23 protein-coding genes are annotated in these 23,448 nt (G+C 65.5%); 15 read left to right on the top strand and 8 right to left on the bottom strand.

Annotated elements, in window-relative coordinates; translation table 11 throughout:
* Positions 1 to 149: 149 nt before the first annotated feature.
* The 5 genes from GGD90_RS09200 to GGD90_RS09215 form a co-directional block, all read right to left on the bottom strand.
* The gene (locus GGD90_RS09200; protein WP_153116625.1) at positions 150 to 1,667 is read right to left on the bottom strand and encodes a hypothetical protein; all 1,518 of its coding nucleotides are present in this window, start codon (positions 1,665 to 1,667) and stop codon (positions 150 to 152) included.
* Between the two features lie 539 nt (positions 1,668 to 2,206).
* The gene (locus GGD90_RS18440) at positions 2,207 to 2,557 is read right to left on the bottom strand and encodes a chromate transporter (protein ID WP_459213793.1); all 351 of its coding nucleotides are present in this window, start codon (positions 2,555 to 2,557) and stop codon (positions 2,207 to 2,209) included.
* A complete protein-coding gene (gene chrA, locus GGD90_RS09205) occupies positions 2,557 to 3,441 on the bottom strand; it encodes a chromate efflux transporter (RefSeq protein WP_459213794.1) in 885 nt (294 codons plus the stop codon). Before chrA ends, GGD90_RS18440 begins: the two co-directional genes overlap by 1 nt.
* 52 nt (positions 3,442 to 3,493) lie before the next feature.
* Positions 3,494 to 4,801, bottom strand: coding sequence for a HipA domain-containing protein (locus tag GGD90_RS09210; RefSeq protein ID WP_153116624.1), 1,308 nt, complete (start codon positions 4,799 to 4,801; stop codon positions 3,494 to 3,496).
* On the bottom strand, positions 4,798 to 5,064 hold the full coding sequence (locus GGD90_RS09215) for a helix-turn-helix domain-containing protein (protein ID WP_153116623.1): 267 nt from the start codon (positions 5,062 to 5,064) through the stop codon (positions 4,798 to 4,800). The genes GGD90_RS09210 and GGD90_RS09215 overlap by 4 nt, the downstream gene beginning before the upstream one ends.
* A gap of 233 nt (positions 5,065 to 5,297) precedes the next feature.
* On the opposite strand from GGD90_RS09215, the gene upp reads away from it, so the two are divergent.
* From upp to kdpE, 10 genes are all read left to right on the top strand, one after another.
* Complete coding sequence (gene upp, locus GGD90_RS09220; protein ID WP_153116622.1) at positions 5,298 to 5,930, top strand: uracil phosphoribosyltransferase; 633 nt, start codon at positions 5,298 to 5,300, stop codon at positions 5,928 to 5,930.
* A complete protein-coding gene (locus GGD90_RS09225; RefSeq protein WP_153116621.1) occupies positions 5,927 to 7,153 on the top strand; it encodes a uracil-xanthine permease family protein in 1,227 nt (408 codons plus the stop codon). The genes upp and GGD90_RS09225 overlap by 4 nt, the downstream gene beginning before the upstream one ends.
* Positions 7,154 to 7,404: 251 nt before the next feature.
* A complete protein-coding gene (gene kdpF / locus GGD90_RS09230) occupies positions 7,405 to 7,497 on the top strand; it encodes a K(+)-transporting ATPase subunit F (RefSeq protein ID WP_153116620.1) in 93 nt (30 codons plus the stop codon).
* A complete protein-coding gene (gene kdpA, locus GGD90_RS09235) occupies positions 7,494 to 9,272 on the top strand; it encodes a potassium-transporting ATPase subunit KdpA (protein WP_153116619.1) in 1,779 nt (592 codons plus the stop codon). Before kdpF ends, kdpA begins: the two co-directional genes overlap by 4 nt.
* A 17-nt stretch (positions 9,273 to 9,289) precedes the next feature.
* Positions 9,290 to 11,356 carry a potassium-transporting ATPase subunit KdpB gene (gene kdpB / locus GGD90_RS09240; RefSeq protein WP_153116618.1) on the top strand — a complete coding sequence of 689 codons (2,067 nt, stop codon included), beginning with the start codon at positions 9,290 to 9,292 and terminating at the stop codon, positions 11,354 to 11,356.
* A 23-nt stretch (positions 11,357 to 11,379) separates the two neighbouring features.
* A complete protein-coding gene (gene kdpC, locus GGD90_RS09245) occupies positions 11,380 to 11,964 on the top strand; it encodes a potassium-transporting ATPase subunit KdpC (protein ID WP_153116617.1) in 585 nt (194 codons plus the stop codon).
* A 15-nt stretch (positions 11,965 to 11,979) separates the two neighbouring features.
* Positions 11,980 to 12,594, top strand: a complete 615-nt coding sequence (locus GGD90_RS09250; RefSeq protein WP_153116616.1) for a PTS sugar transporter subunit IIA — start codon at positions 11,980 to 11,982, stop codon at positions 12,592 to 12,594.
* Position 12,595: 1 nt separating this feature from the next.
* Positions 12,596 to 12,898 (top strand): hypothetical protein, encoded by a 303-nt coding sequence (locus GGD90_RS09255; protein ID WP_153116615.1) that lies wholly within the window; start codon positions 12,596 to 12,598, stop codon positions 12,896 to 12,898.
* A 4-nt stretch (positions 12,899 to 12,902) separates the two neighbouring features.
* Positions 12,903 to 15,611, top strand: coding sequence for a two-component system sensor histidine kinase KdpD (gene kdpD, locus GGD90_RS09260; RefSeq protein WP_221227718.1), 2,709 nt, complete (start codon positions 12,903 to 12,905; stop codon positions 15,609 to 15,611).
* Between the two features lie 12 nt (positions 15,612 to 15,623).
* Positions 15,624 to 16,352, top strand: coding sequence for a two-component system response regulator KdpE (kdpE, locus tag GGD90_RS09265; protein ID WP_153116614.1), 729 nt, complete (start codon positions 15,624 to 15,626; stop codon positions 16,350 to 16,352).
* A gap of 58 nt (positions 16,353 to 16,410) precedes the next feature.
* On the opposite strand, the gene GGD90_RS09270 is transcribed toward kdpE, so the two are convergent.
* Positions 16,411 to 17,751, bottom strand: a complete 1,341-nt coding sequence (locus tag GGD90_RS09270; protein ID WP_153116613.1) for a (Fe-S)-binding protein — start codon at positions 17,749 to 17,751, stop codon at positions 16,411 to 16,413.
* A gap of 190 nt (positions 17,752 to 17,941) precedes the next feature.
* Between GGD90_RS09270 and GGD90_RS09275 the strand changes: the two genes are divergently transcribed.
* Both GGD90_RS09275 and GGD90_RS09280 read left to right on the top strand, forming a co-directional pair.
* Positions 17,942 to 18,850 (top strand): fused MFS/spermidine synthase, encoded by a 909-nt coding sequence (locus tag GGD90_RS09275; protein WP_228273718.1) that lies wholly within the window; start codon positions 17,942 to 17,944, stop codon positions 18,848 to 18,850.
* Between the two features lie 98 nt (positions 18,851 to 18,948).
* Positions 18,949 to 19,458: a hypothetical protein gene (locus GGD90_RS09280; RefSeq protein ID WP_153116612.1), complete on the top strand. Its 510-nt coding sequence runs from the start codon at positions 18,949 to 18,951 to the stop codon at positions 19,456 to 19,458.
* An 18-nt stretch (positions 19,459 to 19,476) separates the two neighbouring features.
* On the opposite strand, the gene GGD90_RS09285 is transcribed toward GGD90_RS09280, so the two are convergent.
* Positions 19,477 to 21,096, bottom strand: a complete 1,620-nt coding sequence (locus GGD90_RS09285; RefSeq protein ID WP_184415064.1) for a tetratricopeptide repeat protein — start codon at positions 21,094 to 21,096, stop codon at positions 19,477 to 19,479.
* 17 nt (positions 21,097 to 21,113) lie between these two features.
* Here GGD90_RS09285 and GGD90_RS09290 point away from each other — a divergent pair, with 17 nt between their 5' ends.
* The 3 genes from GGD90_RS09290 to hslO all read left to right on the top strand — a co-directional run bounded on the left by GGD90_RS09290 (position 21,114) and on the right by hslO (position 22,719).
* Positions 21,114 to 21,407 carry a hypothetical protein gene (locus GGD90_RS09290; RefSeq protein WP_184415066.1) on the top strand — a complete coding sequence of 98 codons (294 nt, stop codon included), beginning with the start codon at positions 21,114 to 21,116 and terminating at the stop codon, positions 21,405 to 21,407.
* Positions 21,408 to 21,478: 71 nt separating this feature from the next.
* Positions 21,479 to 21,865, top strand: coding sequence for an arsenate reductase (locus tag GGD90_RS09295; RefSeq protein WP_153116610.1), 387 nt, complete (start codon positions 21,479 to 21,481; stop codon positions 21,863 to 21,865).
* A complete protein-coding gene (gene hslO, locus GGD90_RS09300; RefSeq protein ID WP_153116609.1) occupies positions 21,862 to 22,719 on the top strand; it encodes an Hsp33 family molecular chaperone HslO in 858 nt (285 codons plus the stop codon). The genes GGD90_RS09295 and hslO overlap by 4 nt, the downstream gene beginning before the upstream one ends.
* Before the next feature lie 106 nt (positions 22,720 to 22,825).
* Here the strand turns inward: hslO and GGD90_RS09305 are convergent, their stop codons facing one another.
* Positions 22,826 to 23,428, bottom strand: a complete 603-nt coding sequence (locus GGD90_RS09305) for a DUF5610 domain-containing protein (RefSeq protein WP_153116608.1) — start codon at positions 23,426 to 23,428, stop codon at positions 22,826 to 22,828.
* Between the last annotated feature and the right edge of the window lie 20 nt (positions 23,429 to 23,448).

Here is a 23,448-nt window from a genome sequence, read left to right on the forward strand (position 1 = left end):
ACGCCTGCCGCCTATGCCGAATCACTCATCCGGAAATCGGCTACATTAGCCTCGGACTCTAAAGCTCGCTGCTACTGAAAACGGGGGGACGTCGCCCTGCCCGCATCGCCGCGCAGGGCCTTGCCGTAGGAAATGCTCGGGCTGCCTGTTCAGGCGAAACCACTGCCCAGCTGGCGCCAGTCGATTCCTTGAGTCTCCGGCGCCAGCAGATCCTTCTCGTCGGAAAGGCTTTTGGCCGTTTCGCGCGTATCTTCGGCTTTGTAATTGACGATCTTCTCGTAGTGCATCAACTGGCTGACGATTCGCTTGAGCGTCGCCGTTTCTACATAGTCGTCGCGCACGTTGATCGAGAAGCCGCTGCTGAAACTGCTGCTGTCGCTGATCTTGAAGACATCGTAGTTGCCGAGGCCGATATCAAGGGTAGCGTTGTTGCGGCTCTTCATGATCGTCGCGGTCAGCGCGGCGCTTTCGCTCTGCGCTGCCCGGATACGCGTGTTGCCGCTGATCACGGTGGTTTTCTGCGAGACCAGATAGTCGAGCTCGCCACTCTTCGTCAATTTGCCGCTGAGGCCGTTGGAAAACTCGCCGCTCATGCTCGCCTGAAAATCGGCGAGTCCGCTCAGCCACTGCTCGCGCGCCGCGGTGAAGGCCGAGGGCAGCGGCTTGGCGGTGCCGCTCGGCGTCGGATAGCTGGAGTGTAGCTGGCTGAAGATGCTCTTGAACTGGCCGACCAGTTGTGCCTCGCCCTGGGCGCGCGCGTTGGCTGCATCGAATTGCTTGAGGTAACGCTCGATCGACGCTTGCTGCTGTGCTTTTGAACCGATGGCCAATGGCTGCGAGAGGTCGACCTTGACCGAAACGTCGCCGTCGATGCCTTTCATGGCAAAGCGTCGGCTGCTACTGTCGGCGTGAAAATCAAGCGATTTCAGCCCGACGTAGCGTGCCGCTTCGCTCACTTTCAGGTCGACGGAAGCGAGCACGGCCGGGTCAAAATCCATCAGCCCGGAAACGTCGATGGTCGACAGCGTCGTCTGCTGGCTGGTCGTCGAGTTGCGCCCGATTCCCTGCAGCGCGGTTTCGAAACCTGTGGCAAGGGCGGCAATCGCCGCGCTTTCTTCCTGCGTCAGCGTCGCCGTGCTGCTGATCTGCACCGACAGGCTGTTGTTGACTTCCTGATGGGTCTGATCAAAAGCGATGGCAACCGTCACTTGCTTGTTTGAGGTGGTCGTGAGCGTGAGGCTGATCGTGTTTTCGGCGTACTGCGCTTTCCATACGGCATCGGCGGCGCTGACGCCGGCTGTGCCGCCCGAAATATAGTTCGTACCCACCTGACTGTAAGCAGTCTGCGTGCTCGAAAAACGTCCGAGCAGCGAGCTCCCGAGCCCTTTGAGCAATGCGGAAATACCACCGTTACCGGCGCTCGCACGAAGATTGCCGCGCATCACCTCGCTGATGTCGTCGTTTGCCGACGAAGCCCAGGAGTAGCGCATTTGCGGAAACGAATAGGTGGGATCTACCGCCGCCGAAGTGGCCTGCAGCGAGACATTCGACGCGGCGACCGTTCCGTCAGTGCTGCTCGCCGCGCTTGGCGAAGTCGTCGCAGTGTTGATCGTCGCGCTGCTCAACGACTGGCTGAGACTGGCAAGGGATACGGCGGCAATGGACATGGCAAGGCTCACTGAGCGGCAATACACGGGTTATCGGCGCGAACGCCGTAAAGTTGACCATAAATCTGCAACGGCAGAGCCGGTTGTTGACGCCGCGCCGGCATCGGCACGCTGAAAGCGCAAGAGCTGTCAGCACATCAAGGCACAGGTGCTGGGGCGACCTCACCGGGAATCATTTCTGGCGGAACAGCAGCAACGAAAGGCACTCGCGTCAGTTTTCCAGGCTTGCGAACGCGACCAATCGACGCCTTAGCCTGCCGCCGTTCCTGCCAAACCTCCTTGCCGTTTACGCATGGCGGCATCCCATTCGGCCCGGATTACCCAGTGCGCGGCCCACTCGACCAGTTATGCATCGGCATCGTACGATGCAATACCGTATCCCTGAGCGCAGTCGCAACCACATTGGATCAGCAAGGCTTCGTGCTCGGCCGTCTCGATGCCATCTGCAATTACTTATCGCCCGAGACTATGCGCCATCGCGATGATGCTCTCGACCAGTGCCTGATCGTCAGGGTTATCAAAAGTGACTCAGTTTTAGGTCACCCTTGGCCGACGAAATTTCGGGGGATGCCCAGCGCACCCGCCAGCGCCGCCAGACCAACGACCAGCACCGGCGGCAGTCGGGCGAAAACGAGCAGGCCATAGGCGGCCAGCGCCAGAGCGAAATCGGCGGGCGAATGGAGGGCACTGGTGCACACCGGATCGTAGAGCGCCGCCGCGAGAATGCCGACGACGGCGGCGTTGACGCCGCCCATCGCCTGACGGATGCCCGCCCGCTGGCGCAGGGCATCCCAGAACGGCAAGGTCCCGGCCATCAGCAGGAAAGCGGGAAGAAAGATCGCCAGCAGCAGAACGATTCCGCCCAGCCAGCCGCCCAGAGGAGCAGGCATCACGGCGCCGAGGAAGGCGGCAAGGGGCCGGGTACGGCCTGCGCGGCGCCGTAGCCGGCAAGGAAGGTATCGTTGCCGACCCATCCGGGCGGAACGACAGTCGCCTGCAACAGCGGCAGGACGACATGGCCGCCACCGAAAACCAGCGCGCCAGCCTGATAGAAGCCCGTGATCGCCGACAGCGCCGGCAAACCGCTCAGCGCCGCGACGAGTGGCAGGCCGAACAGCAGCACCGCAAAGATCGCAAGCAGGACGGCGCTCACCCGGCGGCTGACGCCGTAGCTGGCAGATTCACCAGCGGCTGGCGGCGGCAGCGACACCCATCGCCAGCCGATCAGCCCACCGAGGACGATGGCCAGAATCTGGCCGAAGGCCGAGGCGAGCGCCAGTACCAGCAGCGCCGCGCCGATGGCAATCGCCGCGCGCAGGCGGTCGGGACACAGCGATCTGGCCATGCCCTGGACGGCTTGTGCGACGACGGCAACGGCCATCACCATCAGGCCATGAACGGCGCCGGATTGCGCCAGCCCGGAAGCGCCAAGCACGCCGAAGGCGAAGAGCATGAGCGCGATCGCCGACGGCAGCGTAAAGCCAAGCCAGGCGGCCAAGGCGCCCAGCCAGCCGGCCCGCCCGAGCCCCAGCGCCATGCCCACCTGACTGCTCGCTGGGCCGGGCAGAAACTGGCACAGGGCCACCAGATCGGAGTAGCTGCGGTCGTCGAGCCACTGCCGGCGCTCGACAAACTCGGAACGGAAATAGCCCAGATGCGCGATCGGACCGCCAAACGAGGTGAGTCCCAGTTTGAGGAAAGCGCCGAAGACTTCGGCTGCGCTGCCGCTGCGCGCCGTCTTGCCGACCATGCCCGACCCGGTATCGTCACTCATGCCTGAAACCCTTGCGCGCGCCCATGACGAAAACACTCCGTTTCTTCAGCGGCTATTCAAGCTGCCGCGCCATATCCTTGATGACGGCGTAGAGAATTGTCCTGAGACAGCGCGCCTCGGCCGCCATGGTAAGCGAGAGTTCCGGGCGCGCCTGCGCAATGCGCGCATTCTCGGCCTCGACCTCGGCGAAAAGCGCTTCCGCCTCGCGCATGACGCGAGCGCGCAGATTCTCCAGCAGGCGCCCGGCCGTGCCTCTTGCCAGATTCAGCGCTGTGCCGGCCTCAAGCAGCAGCGAACGGCCAATATCCGAAAAGTGACGCACACCCTGGATCGGCCACGCCAGTTCGCTCTGCGTTGGCCACGCCTTCTTGTCGAACGCGGCGGTATCGTAAGCGGCAACACTGAGCAGGTCATAGAACGGCGCCAGCTGAATCCCTTCGTGCGAGACCAGAAAGCTCAGGTTCTTCAGATGGGCATCGCTGTTGCCGACGAGCACGTTGAAAACCAGCCAGCCAAAGAGCCGGGCGCGAGCGACCGCCGGACTGCGGCAAGCGTTCGCCAGTGCGGCGAGACTTGCCATGCTGCCTTGGCTGTACTTGAAGCTGCGATCAAGCCCGAGCAGCTGGCAAGCATCGATAACGTGCCGGCGTTGCCAGCCCTGTGCATCCGCAAACCGGTCAAATCGATTGATCAGATACACCGGTGACGGCACATAGCGCCGATGAACATCAGGCACGTCGAGGCCAAGCCGCCGCGCGAGACGCATCACGAACCACTCGTTGATCACGGAATGGCGGTAGTCCGCATCCGGGTGGTCGGGCTTCAGGATATGCGTCGATGGGCTGGCGCCGGCGGGTTCAAACAGCGCCCCTTCCTGCAAGACGACCGCCAGCTTGTGCTGGGCGCCAGCGAGCGACATGCGTTTGCTGGCCGCGTGCGTCAGCGGCGCCGTGGGTAACTGGCGAATACGCTGTTCGAGAAGCTCATCGGGCAAGGCGCGCAAGGCGTTGGCGGATTGTGCCCCCGCCAGCGGCGACAGGAGCGTCAGCGATCCTGCCGATTCGGCGCCATACCAGGCGAGCAGGCCGAAGGCATCTGCCGCCTCAAGCCTGGCGTCGCTGGCAAGCAAAGCGCGTTGCCCTTCTTCGGGCAGCAGATTGTCGAAATACCATTGCACCGGGCGGCGGCTGGCGCCATCCAGCAAGGGCTCGGCTGCGAGCGGCAGATGCGGGCTGAGCGCAAAGCATTGCGGGTTGTCCAGCCACGCGCGAGCGTACTGAAAGCTCCAAAGGCCACCCACTTCCTGCAGGCTGCCGACCTCGATCTGATTAATGGAGGCGCGCAAGGAGCGGCCATTCATGGCTTGTCCCTGCCCTCTGGGTGTTCGGCCATATAGTTGGCAACGTTCTCCGGCACGTCGACCATCACCCGGATACCAAGGCCTTCAAGCACCTGAAACAGTTTTCCCCAGTGCACGGAATCGCTACCGCGCTCGATCTTGCCCAGAAAATTTTCACTGACGCCGATGCTGCCAGCTGCGTCGTCCTGGCGGATCTTCTGGGTCTTGCGACTGGCGCGAACGACCTTGCCGATGGCGGCTGCATTGTCGATGGCGATCTTCATGATGAATCCTCACGTTTATGAGGATTCTGGACCAAAGCCGGCGCCTTGGCAAGAAATCCTTTCGATCGTGAGGATTATATCCAAAGAGCCAATCACCGGGCCATAAACCTCACGAACATGAGGATTTTGCATCGACAGATCCCGGCTGCAAGGTTCATCGCTTGCCCGAAGTGCGTGCAGCCGGCGAATCGATTACCCTTCGCGCTTTTACGCAAACGCACGCGAGGAAGCTCATGCCGGTGATCGAAGTCCGCCACCCTCTGGTCAAACACAAGATTGGGCTGATGCGCGAAGGCGAGATCAGCACCAAGAAATTCCGCGAGCTGACCGCCGAACTGGCGCGCCTGCTCAGCTACGAAGCCTGCCGCGACTTCGAACTCGAAAGCTGTCGCATCAAGGGCTGGTGCGGCGAGGTCGAAATCGAGCAGATCAAGGGCAAGAAGGTCACCGTCGTGCCGATCCTGCGCGCCGGCATCGGCATGCTCGACGGCGTGCTCGACCTGATCCCGAGCGCCCGCGTCAGCGTCGTCGGCATTGCCCGCAACCATGAAACGCTGATCCCCGAACCCTACTTCGAACGCTTCGTCGGCAAGCTCGACGAGCGTCTGGCGATCATCATCGACCCGATGCTGGCCACCGGCGGCTCGCTGATCGCCACCATCGACATGTTGAAGCGCAAGGGCTGTCAGCACATCAAGGCGCTGGTGCTCGTCGCCGCGCCCGAGGGCATCGCGGCGCTCAACGCGGCGCATCCCGAAGTGGAAATCTTCACCGCTGCCATCGACAGCCACCTCGACGCGCAGGGCTACATCATTCCCGGACTGGGCGACGCCGGCGACAAGATTTTCGGAACCAAGGAAGCATGAACGCGACGCCAGACCCCGTCTGGAGAACCGCACTCTCGGGTGCGCAGATCCTTTTCGTCGCCTTCGGCGCGACGGTGCTGGTGCCGCTGCTCACCGGCCTCAATCCAAGCCTTGCGCTGCTCGGCGCCGGCGTCGGCACGCTGATTTTCCAGATCTGCACCAGGCGGCAGGTGCCGATCTACCTCGGCTCCAGCTTCGCCTTCATCGCGCCGATCATCTACTCGGTGCAAACCTGGGGAATGCCGGCGACGCTCGGCGCGCTCGCCTCTGCCAGCCTTTTCTACTATGTCGCCGCCGCGCTGGTGAAATGGCGCGGCGTCGGCTTCATCCACCACCTGCTGCCACCGGTGGTGATCGGCCCGGTGGTGATGGTGATCGGCCTGGGCCTCGCGCAGGTGGCGGTCAGCATGGCCACCGGCAAGGCCGGCGAGCAGCAGGTGGTGCCTTACGATACGGCCATCGCCGTCGCCGCCATTTCGCTGCTGGCGACGATGCTCACCGCCATCCGCGCGCGCGGGCTGTTGAAGCTGGTGCCGATCCTCGTAGGCGTCGTCGTCGGTTACGTCGTCTCGCTGCTGCTCGGCATTGTCGACTTCAGCAAGCTGCACGACGCAGCGTGGATCGCGCTGCCGGCCTTCGGCACGCCCGAGTTCAACCTCGCCGCAATCCTGTTCATGATCCCGGTGGCGATCGCGCCGATCGTCGAACACGTCGGCGGCGTTCTTGCCATCGGCTCGGTCAGCGGCAAGGACTACACGCAAAACCCCGGCCTGCACCGCACGCTGCTTGGCGACGGCCTGGCGGTGAATGTGGTCGGCCTGTTCGGCGGTCCGCCGGTGACCACCTACGGCGAAGTCACCGGCGCGGTCATGCTGACCAGGAACTACAACCCGGTGGTGATGACCTGGGCGGCCTGCTTAGCCATCCTGATGGCTTTCGTCGGCAAGTTCGGCGCGCTGCTGCAGACGATCCCGATGCCGGTGATGGGCGGCATCATGGTGCTGCTGTTCGGCTCGATCGCCGGTATCGGCCTGAAGACGCTGATGGACGCGCGCGTAAACCTCGCCAGCGCGCGCAACCTGTGCATCGTCTCGGTGACGCTGGTTACCGGCATCGGCGGACTCGGCATCCATATCGGCAGCTTCTCGCTGCAGGGAATCAGCCTGTGCGGCGTACTCGCCGTAGTGCTCAATCTCGTGCTGCCGGCCGACGCGAAAGAGTAAAAATCCGCTGGCAAACCGGCCACTCGCTGTCGCCTCGCCGGCCGCGGGTGATTTCCGGTCCATTTTTACCGGTTTTTTATACCGCGCAGCTCTCTTTTATCAGGAATTACACAGCGATTTTCCTAGGATGTCCGTGCTGAAAAAACCTCACGGAGCTTTCCCATGGATGTCGTATTTATCGCCGCTTTCGGGCTCTGCTATGCCCTGATGCTCGGCCTCGCCGTCGGCTGTGCCCGGCTCGGAGGCCGCCAATGAACTGGCTTTACCTTCTTGGCGCCGTCATCGCCGGCGCGCTCATGATCTATCTGCTGGCGGCCCTGCTGGCGCCGGAGGATTTCTCATGAGCGACCACGCCTGGCTGCTGCTGGCCGCCTTCCTGCTGGTGCTCTTCGTTGCCGGCAAAGCACTGGCAATGTACATCGTCCGCGTCATGGACGGCCGCTTGCGCGTCTGCGGTGCCATCGAGCGGCCGCTCTTTCGCTGGTGCGGCATCCGCGCCGGCGAGGAAAGCGGCTGGCTCGCCTACGCCGCGGCGCTGCTGCTCTTCAACCTGCTCGGTCTGCTCGCGGTGTACGCCTTGCAGCGTCTGCAGGTTTTCCTGCCGCTCAATCCGCAGGGCTTCGCCGGCGTCAGCCCCGATTCCGCGTTAAATACCGCCATCAGCTTCGTCGCCAATACCAACTGGCAGGGCTACGGCGGCGAAACGACGATGAGCTACCTGACGCAGATGCTCGGGCTGACGGTGCAGAACTTCCTCTCGGCGGCGACCGGCATCGTCGTCGCCATTGCATTGATCCGCGGCTTCGTCCGCCATTCGGCAAAGACCATCGGCAACGCCTGGGTCGATCTGACTCGCGTCACCCTGTTCATCCTGCTGCCGCTGTCTTTCGCGATCGCAATCGGGCTCGCCAGCCAGGGGGTGATCCAGAACTTCAGCGCCTACAAGGAAGTGGCGACGCTCGATACGGTGCACTACGTGCAGCCCAAGCTCGACGCCGCCGGCCAGCCGGCCGTCGATGCCGCCGGGCAGGCTCTGAGCGACAGCGTCAGCACGCAGACACAGACGCTGGCGATGGGGCCGGTTGCCTCGCAGGAGGCGATCAAGATGCTCGGCACCAACGGCGGCGGTTTCTTCAACGCCAACTCGGCGCACCCCTTCGAGAACCCGACGCCGCTCGCCAACTTCATCGAGATGCTGGCGATCTTCCTGATCCCCTGCGCGCTGTGTTTCGTTTTCGGCGAAATGGTCGGCGACCGGCGCCAGGGCTGGGCGGTGCTGGCAGCGATGACGCTGCTCTTCGTCACACTTGCCGTCGCCGCAATGAGCTTCGAGCAGCAGGCCAATCCGCTGCTCACGGCGCTCGGCGTCGATCCGGCCGGCGGCAACATGGAAGGCAAGGAGGCGCGCTTCGGCATTGCCGATTCGGCGCTGTTCGCGGCGATCACCACTGCGGCCTCATGCGGCGCCGTCAATGCCATGCACGACTCGTTCTCGCCGCTCGGTGGCATGGTGCCGCTGGTGGCGATGCAGCTCGGCGAAGTCGTTTTCGGCGGCACCGGCACCGGCCTCTACGGCATGCTCGCCTTTGCCGTGCTGGCGGTGTTCATCGCCGGGCTGATGGTCGGCCGCACGCCCGAATACCTCGGCAAGAAGATCGAGGCGCACGAGATGAAGATGACCTCGCTGGCCATTCTGGTGACGCCGCTGCTGGTGCTGCTCGGCACCGCCGTCGCCGCCAGCGTCGACGCCGGTCGCGTCGGCGTCGCCAATCCGGGGGCGCACGGCTTCTCCGAAATTCTCTACGCCTTCACCTCGGCGGCCAACAACAACGGCAGCGCCTTCGCCGGGCTGTCGGCCAACACGCCTTTCTACAACGTCATGCTCGGCATCGCCATGTGGTTCGGCCGCTTCGGCGTGATCGTTCCGGTGCTGGCGATGGCCGGCTCGCTGGCGGCAAAGAAACGCCTTACCGCCGGCAGCGGCACGCTGCCAACGCACGGTCCGCTGTTCGTCGGCCTGCTCGTCGGCGTCGTGCTGCTGGTCGGCCTGCTCAACTACATACCGGCGCTGGCGCTGGGGCCCATCGTCGAGCACCTGCAGCTGTGGGTCGCGCGCTGAGCGACGGGAGATCATTGATGACACACAAGACCTTTTCACTGCTCGATCCGGCGCTCGTCGTTCCGGCCGTCGGCGAAGCTTTCCGCAAACTCAACCCGGCCGTGCAGTGGCGCAATCCGGTGATGTTCGTGGTTTATGTCGGCAGCCTGCTGACCAGCCTGCTCTGCGCGCAGGCGCTGTTCGGTGCGGGCGACGCGCCGGCCGGCTTCATCCTCGCCATCAGCGTCTGGCTGTGGTTTACCGTGCTCTTCGCCAACTTTGCCGAAGCGCTCGCCGAGGGGCGCAGCAAGGCGCAGGCGGCGTCGTTGCGCGGCCTGAAGAAGGAAACCTGGGCGCGCCGCCTCGCCGCGCCGCACTTCGGCGCCTCTTGGCAGCTGCTGCCGGCCAACGACCTGCGCCGCGGCGACGTGATCCTGGTGCAGGCGCAGGACGTCATCCCGGCCGACGGCGAGGTGATCGAAGGCGTCGCCTCGGTCGACGAGTCGGCAATCACCGGCGAATCGGCACCGGTGATCCGCGAATCGGGCGGTGACTTCTCGGCGGTGACCGGCGGCACGCGCGTGCTCTCCGACTGGATCGTCGTGCGCGTTACCGTCAATCCCGGCGAAACCTTCGTCGACCGCATGATCGCCATGGTCGAGAACGCCAAGCGGCAGAAGACGCCGAACGAGATCGCGCTGACCATCCTGCTGGTGGCGCTGTCGATCGTTTTCCTCGGCGTCACCGTCACGCTGCTGCCGTACTCGCTGTTTGCGGTGGACGTCGCCGGCGGCGGCAGCCCGGTCAGCCTGACCGTGCTGGTCGCGCTGCTCGTCTGCCTGATTCCGACGACCATCGCCGGTCTGCTCTCGGCGATCGGCGTCGCCGGCATGAGCCGCATGCTGCAGGCGAACGTCATCGCTACCTCCGGGCGCGCCGTCGAAGCGGCCGGCGACGTCGACGTGCTGCTGCTCGACAAGACCGGAACGATCACGCTCGGCAACCGACAGGCTGCCGCCTTCCTGCCCGCCGACGGCGTCTCCGAGGCCGAACTCGCCGACGCCGCGCAACTCGCCTCGCTCGCCGACGAAACGCCGGAAGGGCGCAGCATCGTCGTCCTCGCCAAGCAGCGCTTCCAGCTGCGCGAGCGCGAACTCGCCGGCATCGACGCGCGCTTCGTGCATTTCTCGGCGCAGACGCGGATGAGCGGCGTCGATCTCGGCGACCGGGAAATCCGCAAGGGCGCCGCCGACGCCATCCGCCGCCACGTCGAGGCGCTGGGCGCGAGTTTTCCGCGCTCGGTCGCCGAGCAGGTCGATGCCGTTGCCCGGCTCGGCAGCACGCCGCTGGTCGTCGCCGACGGCACGCGCGTCCTCGGCGTCATCGAGCTGAAGGACATCGTCAAGGGCGGCATCAAGGAGCGCTTCGCCGACCTGCGCAAGATGGGCATCAAGACGATCATGGTCACCGGCGACAACCGGCTGACGGCAGCGGCGATCGCCGCTGAAGCTGGCGTCGACGATTTCCTTGCCGAAGCGACACCGGAAGCCAAGCTGGCACTGATCCGCCAGTACCAGGCCGAGGGCCGGCTGGTGGCGATGACCGGCGACGGCACCAACGATGCGCCGGCGCTGGCGCAGGCCGACGTCGCCGTGGCCATGAACACCGGCACGCAGGCGGCCAAGGAGGCCGGCAACATGGTCGACCTCGACTCCAACCCGACCAAGCTGATCGAGGTCGTCGAAACCGGCAAGCAGATGCTGATGACGCGCGGTTCGCTGACCACCTTCAGCATCGCCAACGATGTCGCCAAGTACTTCGCGATCATCCCGGCGGCCTTCGTCGGCACCTACCCGGCGCTGTCGGCGCTGAACGTCATGCAACTGGCGAGCCCGGCCTCGGCAATCCTCTCGGCGGTGATCTTCAACGCGCTGGTCATCGTCGCACTGATCCCGCTTGCCTTGAAGGGAATCCGCTACCGCGCACTCGGCGCGGCGACGATCCTGCGCCGTAATCTCGCCATTTACGGTCTCGGCGGCATCGTCGTGCCTTTCGTCGGCATCAAGCTGATCGATATGGGCATCGCCGCCAGCGGCCTAATCTGACATAGCTGAGAAAGGAATCGTTCATGAAAACCCTGTTGCAAGATACGTTTCGCCCCGGCCTCAGCCTCTTTGTCCTGCTCACCCTGATCGCCGGCGTCGCCTACCCGCTGGCAGTCACCGGCGTCGTCAGCGCGTTGCTGCCCGATGAAGCGGCGGGCAGCCTGATCGTGCGCGACGGCCAGCCGGTCGGCTCGCGCCTGATCGGCCAGTCCTTCACCGACGCGAAGTACTTCTGGGGACGGCCGTCGGCGACCGCGCCGCAGCCGTACAACGCCGCCGCGTCGGGCGGCTCCAACCAGGGGCCGCTCAACCCGGCGCTGGTCGATGCGGTGCAGGCACGAATCGCGGCGCTCAAAGCGGCCGACCCGGACAACGCGCTGCCGATTCCAGCCGACCTCGTCAGCGCCTCGGGCAGCGGCCTCGATCCGCACATCAGCCCGGCGGCGGCCGCCTACCAGCTGGCACGCGTCGCGCGCGTCCGCGGGCTCGATGCGCAGGCCGTCGCCGCGCTCGTCGAGCAGAACAGCGAGGGGCGGCAGTGGGGATTCCTCGGCGAGGCGCGCGTCAATGTGCTTGCGCTCAACCTCGCCCTCGATGCGCTCAAGTGATCCGGCAAAGCCCCGATGAAACACCTCTTTCTCGGCTTTCTGAGTGTGGCCCCGCTACTGACAGCACTGTTCCCGCGCACGAAATCTTCGTTTCCGCGCCAACTCGCGCTGAGTCAGGGCGACTCCGCGCCGCCGCGCAGCGCCGCCGCCGGTTTGCTTGCGCACCTGCGCGCCAGCGACATCCTGCTCGATCTTGATGTCGCCGATCGTGCGCAGCTGTTCGCTGCGATCGGCAGATACCTTGCCGAAGCCCACGGCTTGCACCAGGACTGCGTGACGTCGGCGCTACAGCGCCGCGAGCAGATCGGCTCGACGGCGCTCGGTCACGGTGTCGCCATTCCTTGTGCGCGCATCAAGGAGTCTTCCGTCGTCCATGTGCTCTACGTGCGCCTGCGCCGGCCGATCGAGTTTGCCGCGCCGGACGGCAGGCCGGTTTCCGAGGCGTTCGTCCTGCTGGTGCCGAAACAGGCGACGGAAGCACATCTGCACCTGCTCAGCGAAGCAACGCAAGTGTTCGCCGATCAACGCTTACGCGAGCGCCTGCGTTTATGCTGTAACGCTGGCGAGATCATCCGCTCGCTGGCGCAATGGCGACAGCCATCCCGGATATCGCCACCCGCAGGGAGATAACATGCAGGCAGAGTTATGCATCGGCGTCGCCGCTTGCCGCGACGGATTCGATATTGCAGCACTGGCACCGGACGGCAGAGCGATGTCCTCGCACTTTCCCGCCGGCGTGCTCGGACTGGCGGGTTTGCGGCTGTTTCTCGCCGCCTATGGCAATTCGGCGCGTCTCGCCGTCGCCGGTATTGGTGCGCCAGGCCTCGCGCTGGCGCTGGAGAACGCATCGGGAGCGGAGACCTTCATCGTCTCGCCGCCACCGTCCGCAGCCAGCGCCGAGGCGCTGGCGCGCTACGCCCGGCGCGCCCACTGAAGCCATGCCCGACGTGCTGCCCTCATCACGCCCCGACCCCGATCAATTGCTTGCACGTGTCCGCGAGCAGGAAGCGCGCGCCCGCCGCGGCAAGCTGAAAATATTCTTCGGCGCCTCGGCCGGTGTCGGCAAGACCTTCGCCATGCTCGGCGCCGCGCGCCAGCAGCGCCAGCTGGGTGTCGACGTGCTGATCGGCGTACTCGAAACACACGGGCGCAGCGAAACCGAAGCCATGCGCGAGGGGCTGGAGACGCTGCCGCTACGCAGCATCGCCTACCGCGAACGCCGGCTCGAAGAATTCGATCTGGACGCTGCGCTGGCGCGGCGGCCGAGCCTGATCCTGATGGACGAGCTGGCGCACACCAACGTCGCCGGCTCGCGCCACCCGAAGCGCTGGATGGACGTCGAGGAATTGCTCGCCGCCGGCATCGATGTTTACTCGACGGTCAATGTCCAGCATCTGGAAACGCTCAACGATGTGGTCAGCGGCATCACCGGCATCCGCGTCTGGGAAACCGTGCCGGATCACGTTTTCGACGCCGCCGACGAGGTGGCGCTGGTCGACCTGACGCCGGACGAGCTGCTGCAGCGGCTCAAGGACGGCAAGGTGTACCTGCCCAATCAGGCCGAACGCGCGGTGCGCAACTTCTTCCGCAAGGGCAACCTGATCGCGCTGCGCGAACTGGCATTGCGCCGCACGGCCGACCGGGTCGACGACGAAATGCAGCAGTACCGGCGCGAAAAGTCGGTTTCCTCGGTCTGGCAGACGCGCGACTCGCTGCTCGCCTGCGTCGGGCCGGGTGACGGCGGCGAAAAACTGGTACGCACCACCGCCCGCATTGCCAGCCGGCTAGAGGTGCCGTGGCACGCCATCTATGTCGAGACGCCGCAGCTGCAGCGCGTTCCCGAGCGAACGCGCCAGCACATCCTGCGCAATCTCAAGCTGGCCGAGGATCTCGGCGCGCAGACGGCGACCCTGTCGGGGAGCAGTGTCGAGGAGGTGGCGGTCAAGTACGCGCGCGACCACAATCTCGCGCGCATCGTCGTCGGGCGCAATGTCGCCGCTGGCTGGCGCCCGTGGCGACGATCGTTCACCGAGCGCATCGGTCGTCTCGCCGGCGATCTCGACATCATCGAGGTCGCCGCCGGCGAGCCCGACGCGAGGAACCGCGCGCACGACGAGCAGACGCTTGCCGAAGCCTCGGGCACCCCCTGGCAGTCTTACGCCATGGCGGCGCTCGCCTGTGCGCTGGCCGGTATCATCGGCGCCGCGCTGTTTCCTTTCTTCGACCTTGCCAACATCGTCATGCTCTTCCTGCTGGCGGTGGTGCTGGTCGGCGTGCGCTACGGGCGCGGCCCCTCGGTATTGGCCTCCTTCCTGTCGGTGGCGACCTTCGACTTCTTTTTCGTCGCGCCGCGCATCTCGTTTGCCGTGACCGACGTGCAGTACCTGATGACCTTCGCCGTGATGCTGGTCGTCGGCCTGATCACCGGCCAGCTGACCGCCGGTTACAAGTACCAGGCGAAGGTGGCGACGCGGCGAGAGCAGCGCGTGCGCGCACTCTACGAAATGTCGCGCGATCTTTCGGCCGCGCTGCTCCCCGAGCAGATTGCCGAGATCGGCGAGCGCTTCATCAGCGCAGAGTTCGGCGCCCGCGTTGCCTTCCTGCTCGCCGACGAAAACGACCGCCTGTCTGCGCCGCTCCCCTCGGCCAACGGCCTGCCGCTGATCGATACGGGAATCGCGCAGTGGGCCTTCGACCATGGCGAACAGGCCGGGCGCGGAACCAGCACGCTGCCGGCCAGCCCGGCTTTCTACCTGCCGCTGAAAGCACCGATGCGTCTGCGTGGCGTTCTCGCGCTCGAACTGCGCAACGCCGAGCGCCTGCTCGTTCCCGAGCAACGCCGTCTGCTCGACACCTTCGCCTCGCTGATCGCCATCGCCTTCGAACGCGTGCACTATGTCGATGTGGCGCGCGACAGCACCGTGCAGATGGAATCGGAACGCTTGCGCAACTCGCTGCTTTCGGCCATTTCGCATGACCTGCGCACGCCGATGAGCGTGCTGGTCGGACTCGCCGAGTCGCTGCAGATGACGCACCCGGCGCCGAGCAGCGAGCAGGCGGAAATCGCCCGCTCGCTCAAGGAAGAAGCCTTGCGCGTCAACGGACAGGTGACCAATCTGCTTGACATGGCCCGGCTGCAGGCCGGCCGCGTGACGCTCAACCGGCAGTGGCAGCCGATCGAGGAAGTGGCGGTCAGCGCCTTGCGCTGCGTCGAGCGCAGTCTGTCCGGCCATCACGTCCGCCTGTCGCTGGACGTCGGCTTGCCGCTGCTGGAGATCGATTTCGTATTGATGGAACGCGTTTTCTGCAATCTGCTCGAGAACGCCGGCAAATACACGCCGGCCGGAACAAGCATCGATGCAAGCGCCGAGGTGACGGCCACGACGGTGAATGTCCGGATCGAGGACAATGGTCCGGGGATCCCGGCGGGCAAGGAGGAGCTGATCTTCCGCAAGTTCGAACGCGGGCAGAGCGAGGGCAGCACCTGCGGCGTCGGACTCGGGCTGGCCATCTGTCGTGCGATCATCGAGGCGCATGGCGGCGAAATCCACGCTGAACATGGCGCGCAGGGCGGTGCCCGTTTCGTCTTTTCGCTGCCGCGCGGCACTCCGCCCGATCTCGCTGCTGCCGAAGACAACTTCGCCTAGGAAGAGCGCTGAATGGCGGCAAACGAACCGGTCATCGTCATCATCGAGGATGAAGCGCATATCCGGCGTTTCGTCCGCCGGGCGCTGGAAGAAGCGCAAATTACGGTATTCGAGGCCGATTCGCTGCAGCGCGGGCTGATCGAAGCCGGCACCCGGCAGCCTGACCTGATCATCCTCGATCTCGGCTTGCCCGACGGCGACGGCATCGATTTCCTGCGCGATTTCCGCAGCTGGTCGGCGATTCCGGTGATCGTCCTCTCGGCACGAACCGCCGAGGCCGACAAGGTGGCTGCGCTCGACGCCGGTGCCGACGACTATCTGATGAAGCCTTTCGGCGTTGCCGAACTGCTGGCGCGCGTGCGCGCGCATTTGCGGCGGCAGCAACTGGCCGGCGGCGCAGTCAGCAGCGTATTCTCGTTCGGCAATCTGAAAGTCGACCTCGGCAAACGGATCGTCGACAAGGATGGCGCGCCGCTGCATCTGACGCCGATCGAATTTCGCCTGCTCGCTTACCTGCTGGCGCATCCGGACTCGGTACTGACGCACCGCCAGCTGCTGCTCGCGGTGTGGGGACCCTCACACGTCGAAGACAGTCATTACGTGCGCGTGTATATGGGTTTCCTGCGCAAGAAGCTCGAGGACGACCCGAGCCGGCCGCGCCATATCCTCACCGAATCGGGGCTTGGCTACCGTTTCGTGACGGAGTCGCCAGTTGCATCCGGACAGGACGGCGTCGGTTGATCGGCAGTCAGACCGACTGGATCACCGGCACACCCGCGCTCAAGCCGAGTCCCGCCATTCAAGCCAGCGCCCTTTGCAGCAGCACCGCGACGTGAATCGCCTGCCGGCCGCTGCCGTCGGCGATCTGGTGGCGGCAGGAAAAGCCGTCGGCGACGATCAGTGTGTCGTCGGCAGCCGCGCGCACGGCCGGCAGCAGCGCGAGTTCGCCCATCGCCTGCGATGCATCGTAATGCTCGGCTTCCAGCCCGAAGCTGCCGGACATGCCGCAGCAGCTGGCGTCGACGATCTCGAATTCGAATTCCGGAATCCAGGCCAGCACTTTCCTGAGCGCCTTCATCGCGGCGAAAGCCTTCTGGTGGCAATGGCCGTGCACCAGCGCGCGGCCGCCGGGAAGCGGGCGCAGCTTGAGCGTCATCCCCTTGTTCGCTTCGCGCATCAGGAATTCCTCGAAGAGGAAGGCCTGCTTGCCGAGTTGCGCAACGTCCGGGCCGAGCGACAGGCTGTAGAACTCGTCGCGCAGCGCCAGCAGGCACGACGGCTCGAGGCCGACGATCGGCGTACCGGCGGCGAGCGCCGGGGCCACCGCCGCCATCACGCGTCTGCCTTCAAGCTTGGCCGCCTCGACCATGCCCTGCGACAGATAGGTGCGGCCGCAACAGAGCGGCCGCTCGGCTTCACTGTCGTCGGCGGCCGGGCGCAGTTCCTCGATCACGTAGCCGGCGGCGCGCAGCACCGCGGTCGCGGCGACGGCGACTTCCGGCGTGTAGTAGTGCGTGAAGGTGTCGACGAAGAGCAGCACCTTGCCACGTTCGCCCTCGCCCACCGGCTGCGCCGGCGCCAGCCGGCCGCCGACGATCGTCGGAATCGGCCGCTTGGCCGAAATGCCGAGCCAGCGCTCGACGCGCTGCGCCAGCCACGGCGAGGCATTGCGCCAGCGCACCAGCAAGTCCAGCGGACCGCGCCAGCGATGCAACAGCGCCGGTAGCGAGCCGAACAGCCGCGAGCGCAGCGGCACGCCGTAGCGCTCGTTCTTCTGCGCCAGGTACTCGGTCTTGATCAGCGTCATGTCGACGGCGCTCGGGCATTCCTTCTTGCAACCCTTGCACGAAACGCACAGCTCCATCGCCGCGACCAGATCGGGATGGACGAAGGGATCGTCGCCGAGCTCGCCATTGAGCGCCGCCTTGAAGGCCTTCACGCGCGCGCCGGTCGAGTGCGCCGGGTCGTGCGTGATGCGGTAGCTCGGGCACATCACGCCGCGGCCCTCGCGCTGGCACTGGTGGTTGTTCATGCACACGGCGACCGCCTTGGCGTAATTGCCGCCGGTGGCAGGAATGCCGGCGTAGGCGTCGCCGGCGCCGTAGGTGTCGTAGGCCGACCAGTCGAGATGGGTTTTCATGCCACGGTTGCAAGCAAGAGCGACGCCATTGCAAAAAACAACATATTCAATGACTTGAAAAAAGCGCTTTTGCTGGCTAACCGACATTGTGCCGACAAGCAGCGCGAGCCCGGGCAGCGGCAGCGGAAAGAGGCATGCGCGCACTCGGGTAGAATCGCCGTTTCAACCCACCGCACGCACGCCTCAGCGCATGTCAGACCAGTTCTATCTAGCGATGCTGCTTGCCGCGGCAGGCAGGCCGAACAGCGACAAACAGGCCGTGCTCTCCGCAGAAGGCGCTGCCGATCCCGGCGAAGGGATGCCGGAAAACCGTCACCCCGAATGCCAGGCGCCGGCAGCCGGCCGCAGCATGCCTTACGTCGAAGAGATCGGCGGCTTTCAGAGCCTGCACTTCAGTGAGGGCGCCGTGCAAAGCGAAATGAGCCTCGCCGACCCGAGGCTGCTGCTGTCCGACTACACGCACGCGATGATGGGCTTTCTGCTCTTCAAGGAGGCGCCGGAACAGATCGAGATGATCGGTCTGGGCGGCGGATCGCTGGCCAAATATTGTTACCACGCGCTGCCCGACACACGCATCACCGTCGCCGAGATCAGCCCCGAGGTGATCGCGCTGCGCGAACGTTTCCGGATCCCCGCCGACGACGAGCGCTTCACGGTGCTTTGTGCCGACGGTGCCGATTTCATTCGTCAGCACGAGGGCCGTCCCGATGTGCTGCTGGTCGATGGCTTCGACCACCAGGGACAGCCACCCCAGCTCTGCTCGCCGGGCTTTTACGACTACTGTTATGAACGCCTCGCGCCGGGCGGCGTGATGGTCGTGAACCTCTTTGGCAGCGACGACAAGTTTGGCGTCTTTGCCGCGCGGATTCGTGACAGCTTTCTCGACAAGGTGGTCAGCATCGCCTGCGAGGGCGGCAGCAACAAGGTCGTCTTCGCCTGCAAGAGCGAACAGTTCCCGCCCTCGCGCCCGCAGTTGCTGGCGAAGGCGCAGCGATGCGACGCGCAGCATCCGTTCTCGATGAGTTCGATTGCGCAGCGCATCCTGCACCGGCTGGAGCAGCGCAAGCACCCGCGGGCTGGGTACTACGACTCATACTGAAAGGCGGGCGCTGACCGCTGCTTGACCTGATCCCGGCCTGATCGCCCGGACCGCCGGTCGGCAAGTCGAGCAGAGCCTGCCAGCGCAAGGAAACAACCGTGAAACCGATCGTCGATCTTCGCCGCAAACTTGCTTCCGCCAGCGTCGCGCTACTGCTCGGCACTGCCAGCGCGCTGCCGCTGACTGCCGGCGCGGAACCGCTGGCGCCGGGAACGGCGCTTCCCGCGCTGCTGCTCGAAGACCAGAACGGCAAACCGGTGCAGATAGACGCCGAGACGCGCATCGTCATTTTCAGCGCCGGCATGGCGGCGAGCGATCTGGTCAAGGAGGTTCTGCGCGGCGAGCCGGCCGGGACGCTCGAACGCCTGCACGCGGTATATCTCTCGGACATCAGTGCCATGCCGGCGCTGATCACGCGCATGATCGCGCTGCCTAAGCTGCGCGAACTGCCCTTCCCGATCGGTCTCGGACGCGAAGCAGCGCAACTCGCCGACCTGCCGAGGCAGACTGACGCGGCGACGGTCCTCCACCTGCAGGACGGAAAGCTGACAGCGGTCGATTACGCAAAAGACGCCGCCCAGTTGCGCCAGGCAATCGGCCTGCAATAGCCGGAAAGACACTGCGGCTCAGGCGGCGAGGCTCTGCCCGGCGAGCAGGGCAACCAGCGCCACGCGCAGTTCGGCCACCACTCCGCGCCAGTCGCCAGCGCGCTGCTGGCGGAAAATCCGCAGCGAGGGGTACCAGGGCGAATCGCTGCGCCCGCGTTGCCAGCGCCACTCGCTGCCGTAGCGCAGCAGCAGGCAGCAAGGCTTGCCGAGGCCACCTGCCAGATGCGCGACGGCGCTATCGACACTGATCACCAGATCGAGGTTTTCGATCAGCGCCGCCGTCGAGGCAAAGTCTTCGAACGCTGACGCGTGCGCATCGGCCAGACAGCGCAGCCTGGGAAAGCTGGCGAGCGTTGCCGTGTCGGCAAGAGGGATTTCCTTTTGCAGGCTGATCAGCTCGACGTCGATGCCGGCCAGCGGCAGCAGTTCGGCCAAAGGCAGATCGCGCGTGCGGTTGCGCGGAGCGCGCTGACGCCCGGCCCAGGCAAGGCCGACGCGCAAGCGGCGCTTCTGCCGCAGGATGGCGCCCCAGCGCGCGACCGCGCCGGGATCGGCGCGCAGATACGCCGACGCGTCGCCAAGGACGGGAATGAAAGCCAGCGCGGGCTGCGCGTTGAATCCCAGGGCCAGCGGCAGGCTCAGCAAGGGACATTGCAGCTCATGCGCGGGCAGCGCTTCTTCGTCACCGATCACTTGCAGGCGCGGGTCGAGTCCGGCCAGCAGCCGGCACAGCGCCTGCTGCACGCGCAGGATCACCCGCGCGGCACGCGTCAGCTGCAGCACGAGCGGGACGAAGCGAACGAACTGCAGCGTGTCGCCGAATCCCTGTTCGGCCCAGACCAGCAAGGTCTTTCCCGACAGATCGGCGCCGCCAGCGCCGGCATCGGCCATCGCGGGTGCCGCCGTGGCGGCGCAGCCAAGCCACAGCGGCCGACCGCTAGCGAGTCGTTCGCCGCTGAGTTGCTGCGTCAGCCAGCGCCATTCGAGATCAGCCAGGGCTCGCGGGCTGCCCTGTGCCAGCCAGCAGTGCGCAATCTCGAGATGCGCTTCGGCAAAATCGGGAAGCTGCTCGATCGCTCGCACGTAGGCGACTCGCGCTTCGGCAAAGTGTCCCTGCTGCTGCAGCACATTGCCGAGGTTGTAGGCAATCTCGGCACGTTCCGGCGCCAGCGAGAGCGCGCGCGCATAGGTAGCGGCGGCCTCGTCGTGGCGGTCGAGCGCCAGCAGGACACCGCCCATGCCGTTGAGCGCGTCGACATGCTCGCGGTCGACACGCAGCACGGCCGCGAAGTCACGCAGCGCGTGTGCGTAACGATCGCTCCGGCAGAAGATTCCGGCGCGACGCAGCCTTGCCGGTAGATCGGCAGGCTGCTCGTGCAGTTGCGCATCGAGCGCGGCACACGCCTGCTGCACGATCTCGTCACGCTGCGCCGCGATTACGGCCGAAGCGGGCACCTGCCGGAGAAAGCAATCAAGTGCGTCGAGCGCTTCTTCGTAGCGCCGCAAGTGTGCCAGCACCAGGCCGCGTTCGACCTGCAAAGGAAGAAAGCCCGGGTTGATGTTCAACGCGGCATCGAGGCAGTCGAGCGCACCCGGCCAGTCGTCACGCTGGCGCAGTTCGATCGCCGCGAGCAGCAATCGCAGGATTTCATCAGTTGCGACAACCCCTGCAGTTCCCCCGTCCGGCATCTGGCATTCCGCGTCTGGCAAAGCGCACATTCTTTGTCGAAAGCAGTAAAACCGGAACGATCGCGCCGGTAAATTCCGGTGAAGCGGCCTTGTTCACGCGCAGCCATCGACCTTCTCGCCGCTGCCACCGCCTGACTAACGCGTTGCGCTTCAACCGTCGCCGGTGTTGTCGGCATCGGCGCTTGCATGATGATCGCGGCAAGGACGTGAAAGGCGCCAATTCCTGGAACATCGTCAGCGCCGGCGCAAGCCGCCGATGAGTTTCCCGGCTGCCGCGCGGCGCCGGTAAAATGCGCGGCATCCGCATCGTCAACCGGGACCTCAGCGCACAATGTCCGCTCCAGAACAACACCGCAGCTGCCGCATCTACGGCATCAAGAATTGCGACACGATGAAGAAAGCCTTCGCTTGGCTCGACGCCAACGGTGTCGCCTGTGAATTCATCGACTACAAGAAGGCCGGCGTGGCCGCCGCGCATCTCGCCGACTGGGCAGCGCGCGCCGGCTGGCAGACGCTGCTCAACCGCCAGGGACTGACCTGGAAGAAGCTGTCCGAGGAACAGCGCGCCGACGTCGACGAGGCGCGCGCGCTGGCGCTGATGGCCGCGCAGCCGACGCTGATCAAGCGCCCGGTGCTCGACAGCGGCGACGCCCTGCTCGTCGGCTTCGACGCCGAACGCTATCGCGCCTGGGCCAACTCACAGGAGGAAAAGGCATGAGCATCGATACGCTGCAGCGCTTTTTGCTCGACGATCTCGACATTCGCGGCGCCGTCGTCCGCCTCGGTCCGGTGTGGCAGGAGATCACCGCGCGTCGTCACTATCCGGCGCCGGCCAACGCGCTGCTCGGCGAAATGTGCGCCACCGCGCTGTTCATCGCCGACGCGCTGAAACATCCGGGCCGCATCACCTTCCAGTTGCGTGGCGACGGGCCGGTATCGCTGCTTGTCGTCGATTGCGACGAACGCCTCAACCTGCGCGCAATGGCACATGCCGTCGCCGATACTGCGCCGGCGCCGATGCCCGAACTGCTCGGCGGCGGCCAGCTGCTGCTTTCGCTCGATGTGCCGAACATGCGCCAGCCCTGGCAGAGCGTCGTGCCGATGCAGGGCGACAACATTGCCGAGGTGTTCGAGCATTACCTCGGCCTGTCCGAACAGCTGCCCTCGCGCCTGTTCCTTGCCGCGTCGCCCGAGGGCGCTGCCGGCCTCTTCCTGCAGAAGCTGCCGAACGCCGACGCGCGCGACGCCGACGGCTGGAACCGCATCACCGGACTGGCCGCCACCGTCACCGCCGACGAGTTGCTGGCGCTACCGGCCGACGAGCTGCTGACGCGGCTCTTCCACGAGGAAACCGTGCGTGTTTTCGATGCACGCAAGGTGCTGCACGACTGCCCGGAAGACTGGGACAAGGTGCGCACCATGCTGCGCTCGCTCGGCCGCCAGGAAGTCGAGGCGGTGCTGCGCGAGCACGGCGAAGTGCTGATCCGCGACGACCTCGCCAACCGCGACTACCGCTTCGACGCGGCAGCAGTCGAGGCCTTGTTCAGCGAAGCGCCGCCGACGCTGCACTGAGACGGGCGCCCCCGGAGCGGCGCCCGCCGTCGGCCTTTCGCAGCGGACTGCCGGCAGACGCGCAAGGCGCGCGCCGCCTGCGCATTGCCCGTATTTCGACGCGCACTTACGCGGCGCGCGCCGTCGCAGACGCCGGCGTTCCCGGTGCCGCACCCTGCGCCGCCTCGAAATCGGCGTAGCCCTGTTGCACCAGCGCGTAGGTCTTGCCGATGTTGCTGGCAATATCGCCGTTGAACACCTGCAGGCCAGTGAGAATGTCGGTGGCTTCCTTGAAGCCCTTCTCGAAGCCGCCGCGAATGGTGTCCATGAAGTTCTTCAACACGCTGGCATCGTCCTCGCCCGGATGGTTCTGCTTGAACGCCGCGAAAAATCCGGTCGACAGCGAGACGATGCGGCCGGCGGTAGCGGCCGGCGTATTGTCCTGACTGGCTGCATTCTGGATCGCGTCGGCGCCGAGTTCCGGCGCCAGCGCCTCGTTCAGGCTGTCAATGGCGCTTCTGAACAGCAGGCTGAGCGGCGAGTTCTGCACGCTGATCGAGACCTCAAGCGAGGCCTGCATGATCGACTGGTTCAGCTGCGCGCGTGCGGACGCCTGCGCCGTGGCAGCGTCGGCAGTGCCGGCGCTGTTGCGCTTTGCCTCGGCGGCGGCGGCGGGCGTAGCCGCAGGCAGGCGTGGCGCCGACGGCGTGCTGGCGATGGAATTCGACATGCTGTTTCTCCTCGGCCGGA

The sequence above is a fragment of the Rhodocyclus tenuis genome, from assembly GCF_014197755.1.
Taxonomy (GTDB): Bacteria; Pseudomonadota; Gammaproteobacteria; order Burkholderiales; family Rhodocyclaceae; genus Rhodocyclus; species Rhodocyclus tenuis.

Bases quoted from the DNA above. Each gene is read 5' to 3' on its own strand.
- GGD90_RS09210 (WP_153116624.1), bottom strand. From the start codon at position 4,801: ATGAATGGCCGCTCCTTGCGCGCCTCCATTAATCAGATCGAGGTCGGC.
- GGD90_RS09295 (WP_153116610.1), top strand. From the start codon at position 21,479: ATGTCCGCTCCAGAACAACACCGCAGCTGCCGCATCTACGGCATCAAG.
- GGD90_RS09225 (WP_153116621.1), top strand. From the start codon at position 5,927: ATGAACGCGACGCCAGACCCCGTCTGGAGAACCGCACTCTCGGGTGCG.
- kdpE (WP_153116614.1), top strand. From the start codon at position 15,624: ATGGCGGCAAACGAACCGGTCATCGTCATCATCGAGGATGAAGCGCAT.
- GGD90_RS09215 (WP_153116623.1), bottom strand. From the start codon at position 5,064: ATGAAGATCGCCATCGACAATGCAGCCGCCATCGGCAAGGTCGTTCGC.
- chrA (WP_459213794.1), bottom strand. From the start codon at position 3,441: ATGAGTGACGATACCGGGTCGGGCATGGTCGGCAAGACGGCGCGCAGC.
- kdpC (WP_153116617.1), top strand. From the start codon at position 11,380: ATGAAAACCCTGTTGCAAGATACGTTTCGCCCCGGCCTCAGCCTCTTT.
- GGD90_RS09305 (WP_153116608.1), bottom strand. From the start codon at position 23,428: ATGTCGAATTCCATCGCCAGCACGCCGTCGGCGCCACGCCTGCCTGCG.
- GGD90_RS09275 (WP_228273718.1), top strand. From the start codon at position 17,942: ATGTCAGACCAGTTCTATCTAGCGATGCTGCTTGCCGCGGCAGGCAGG.
- upp (WP_153116622.1), top strand. From the start codon at position 5,298: ATGCCGGTGATCGAAGTCCGCCACCCTCTGGTCAAACACAAGATTGGG.
- GGD90_RS09250 (WP_153116616.1), top strand. From the start codon at position 11,980: ATGAAACACCTCTTTCTCGGCTTTCTGAGTGTGGCCCCGCTACTGACA.
- hslO (WP_153116609.1), top strand. From the start codon at position 21,862: ATGAGCATCGATACGCTGCAGCGCTTTTTGCTCGACGATCTCGACATT.
- GGD90_RS09255 (WP_153116615.1), top strand. From the start codon at position 12,596: ATGCAGGCAGAGTTATGCATCGGCGTCGCCGCTTGCCGCGACGGATTC.
- kdpA (WP_153116619.1), top strand. From the start codon at position 7,494: ATGAGCGACCACGCCTGGCTGCTGCTGGCCGCCTTCCTGCTGGTGCTC.
- GGD90_RS09200 (WP_153116625.1), bottom strand. From the start codon at position 1,667: ATGTCCATTGCCGCCGTATCCCTTGCCAGTCTCAGCCAGTCGTTGAGC.
- GGD90_RS18440 (WP_459213793.1), bottom strand. From the start codon at position 2,557: ATGCCTGCTCCTCTGGGCGGCTGGCTGGGCGGAATCGTTCTGCTGCTG.
- GGD90_RS09270 (WP_153116613.1), bottom strand. From the start codon at position 17,751: ATGAAAACCCATCTCGACTGGTCGGCCTACGACACCTACGGCGCCGGC.
- kdpB (WP_153116618.1), top strand. From the start codon at position 9,290: ATGACACACAAGACCTTTTCACTGCTCGATCCGGCGCTCGTCGTTCCG.
- kdpF (WP_153116620.1), top strand. From the start codon at position 7,405: ATGAACTGGCTTTACCTTCTTGGCGCCGTCATCGCCGGCGCGCTCATG.
- kdpD (WP_221227718.1), top strand. From the start codon at position 12,903: ATGCCCGACGTGCTGCCCTCATCACGCCCCGACCCCGATCAATTGCTT.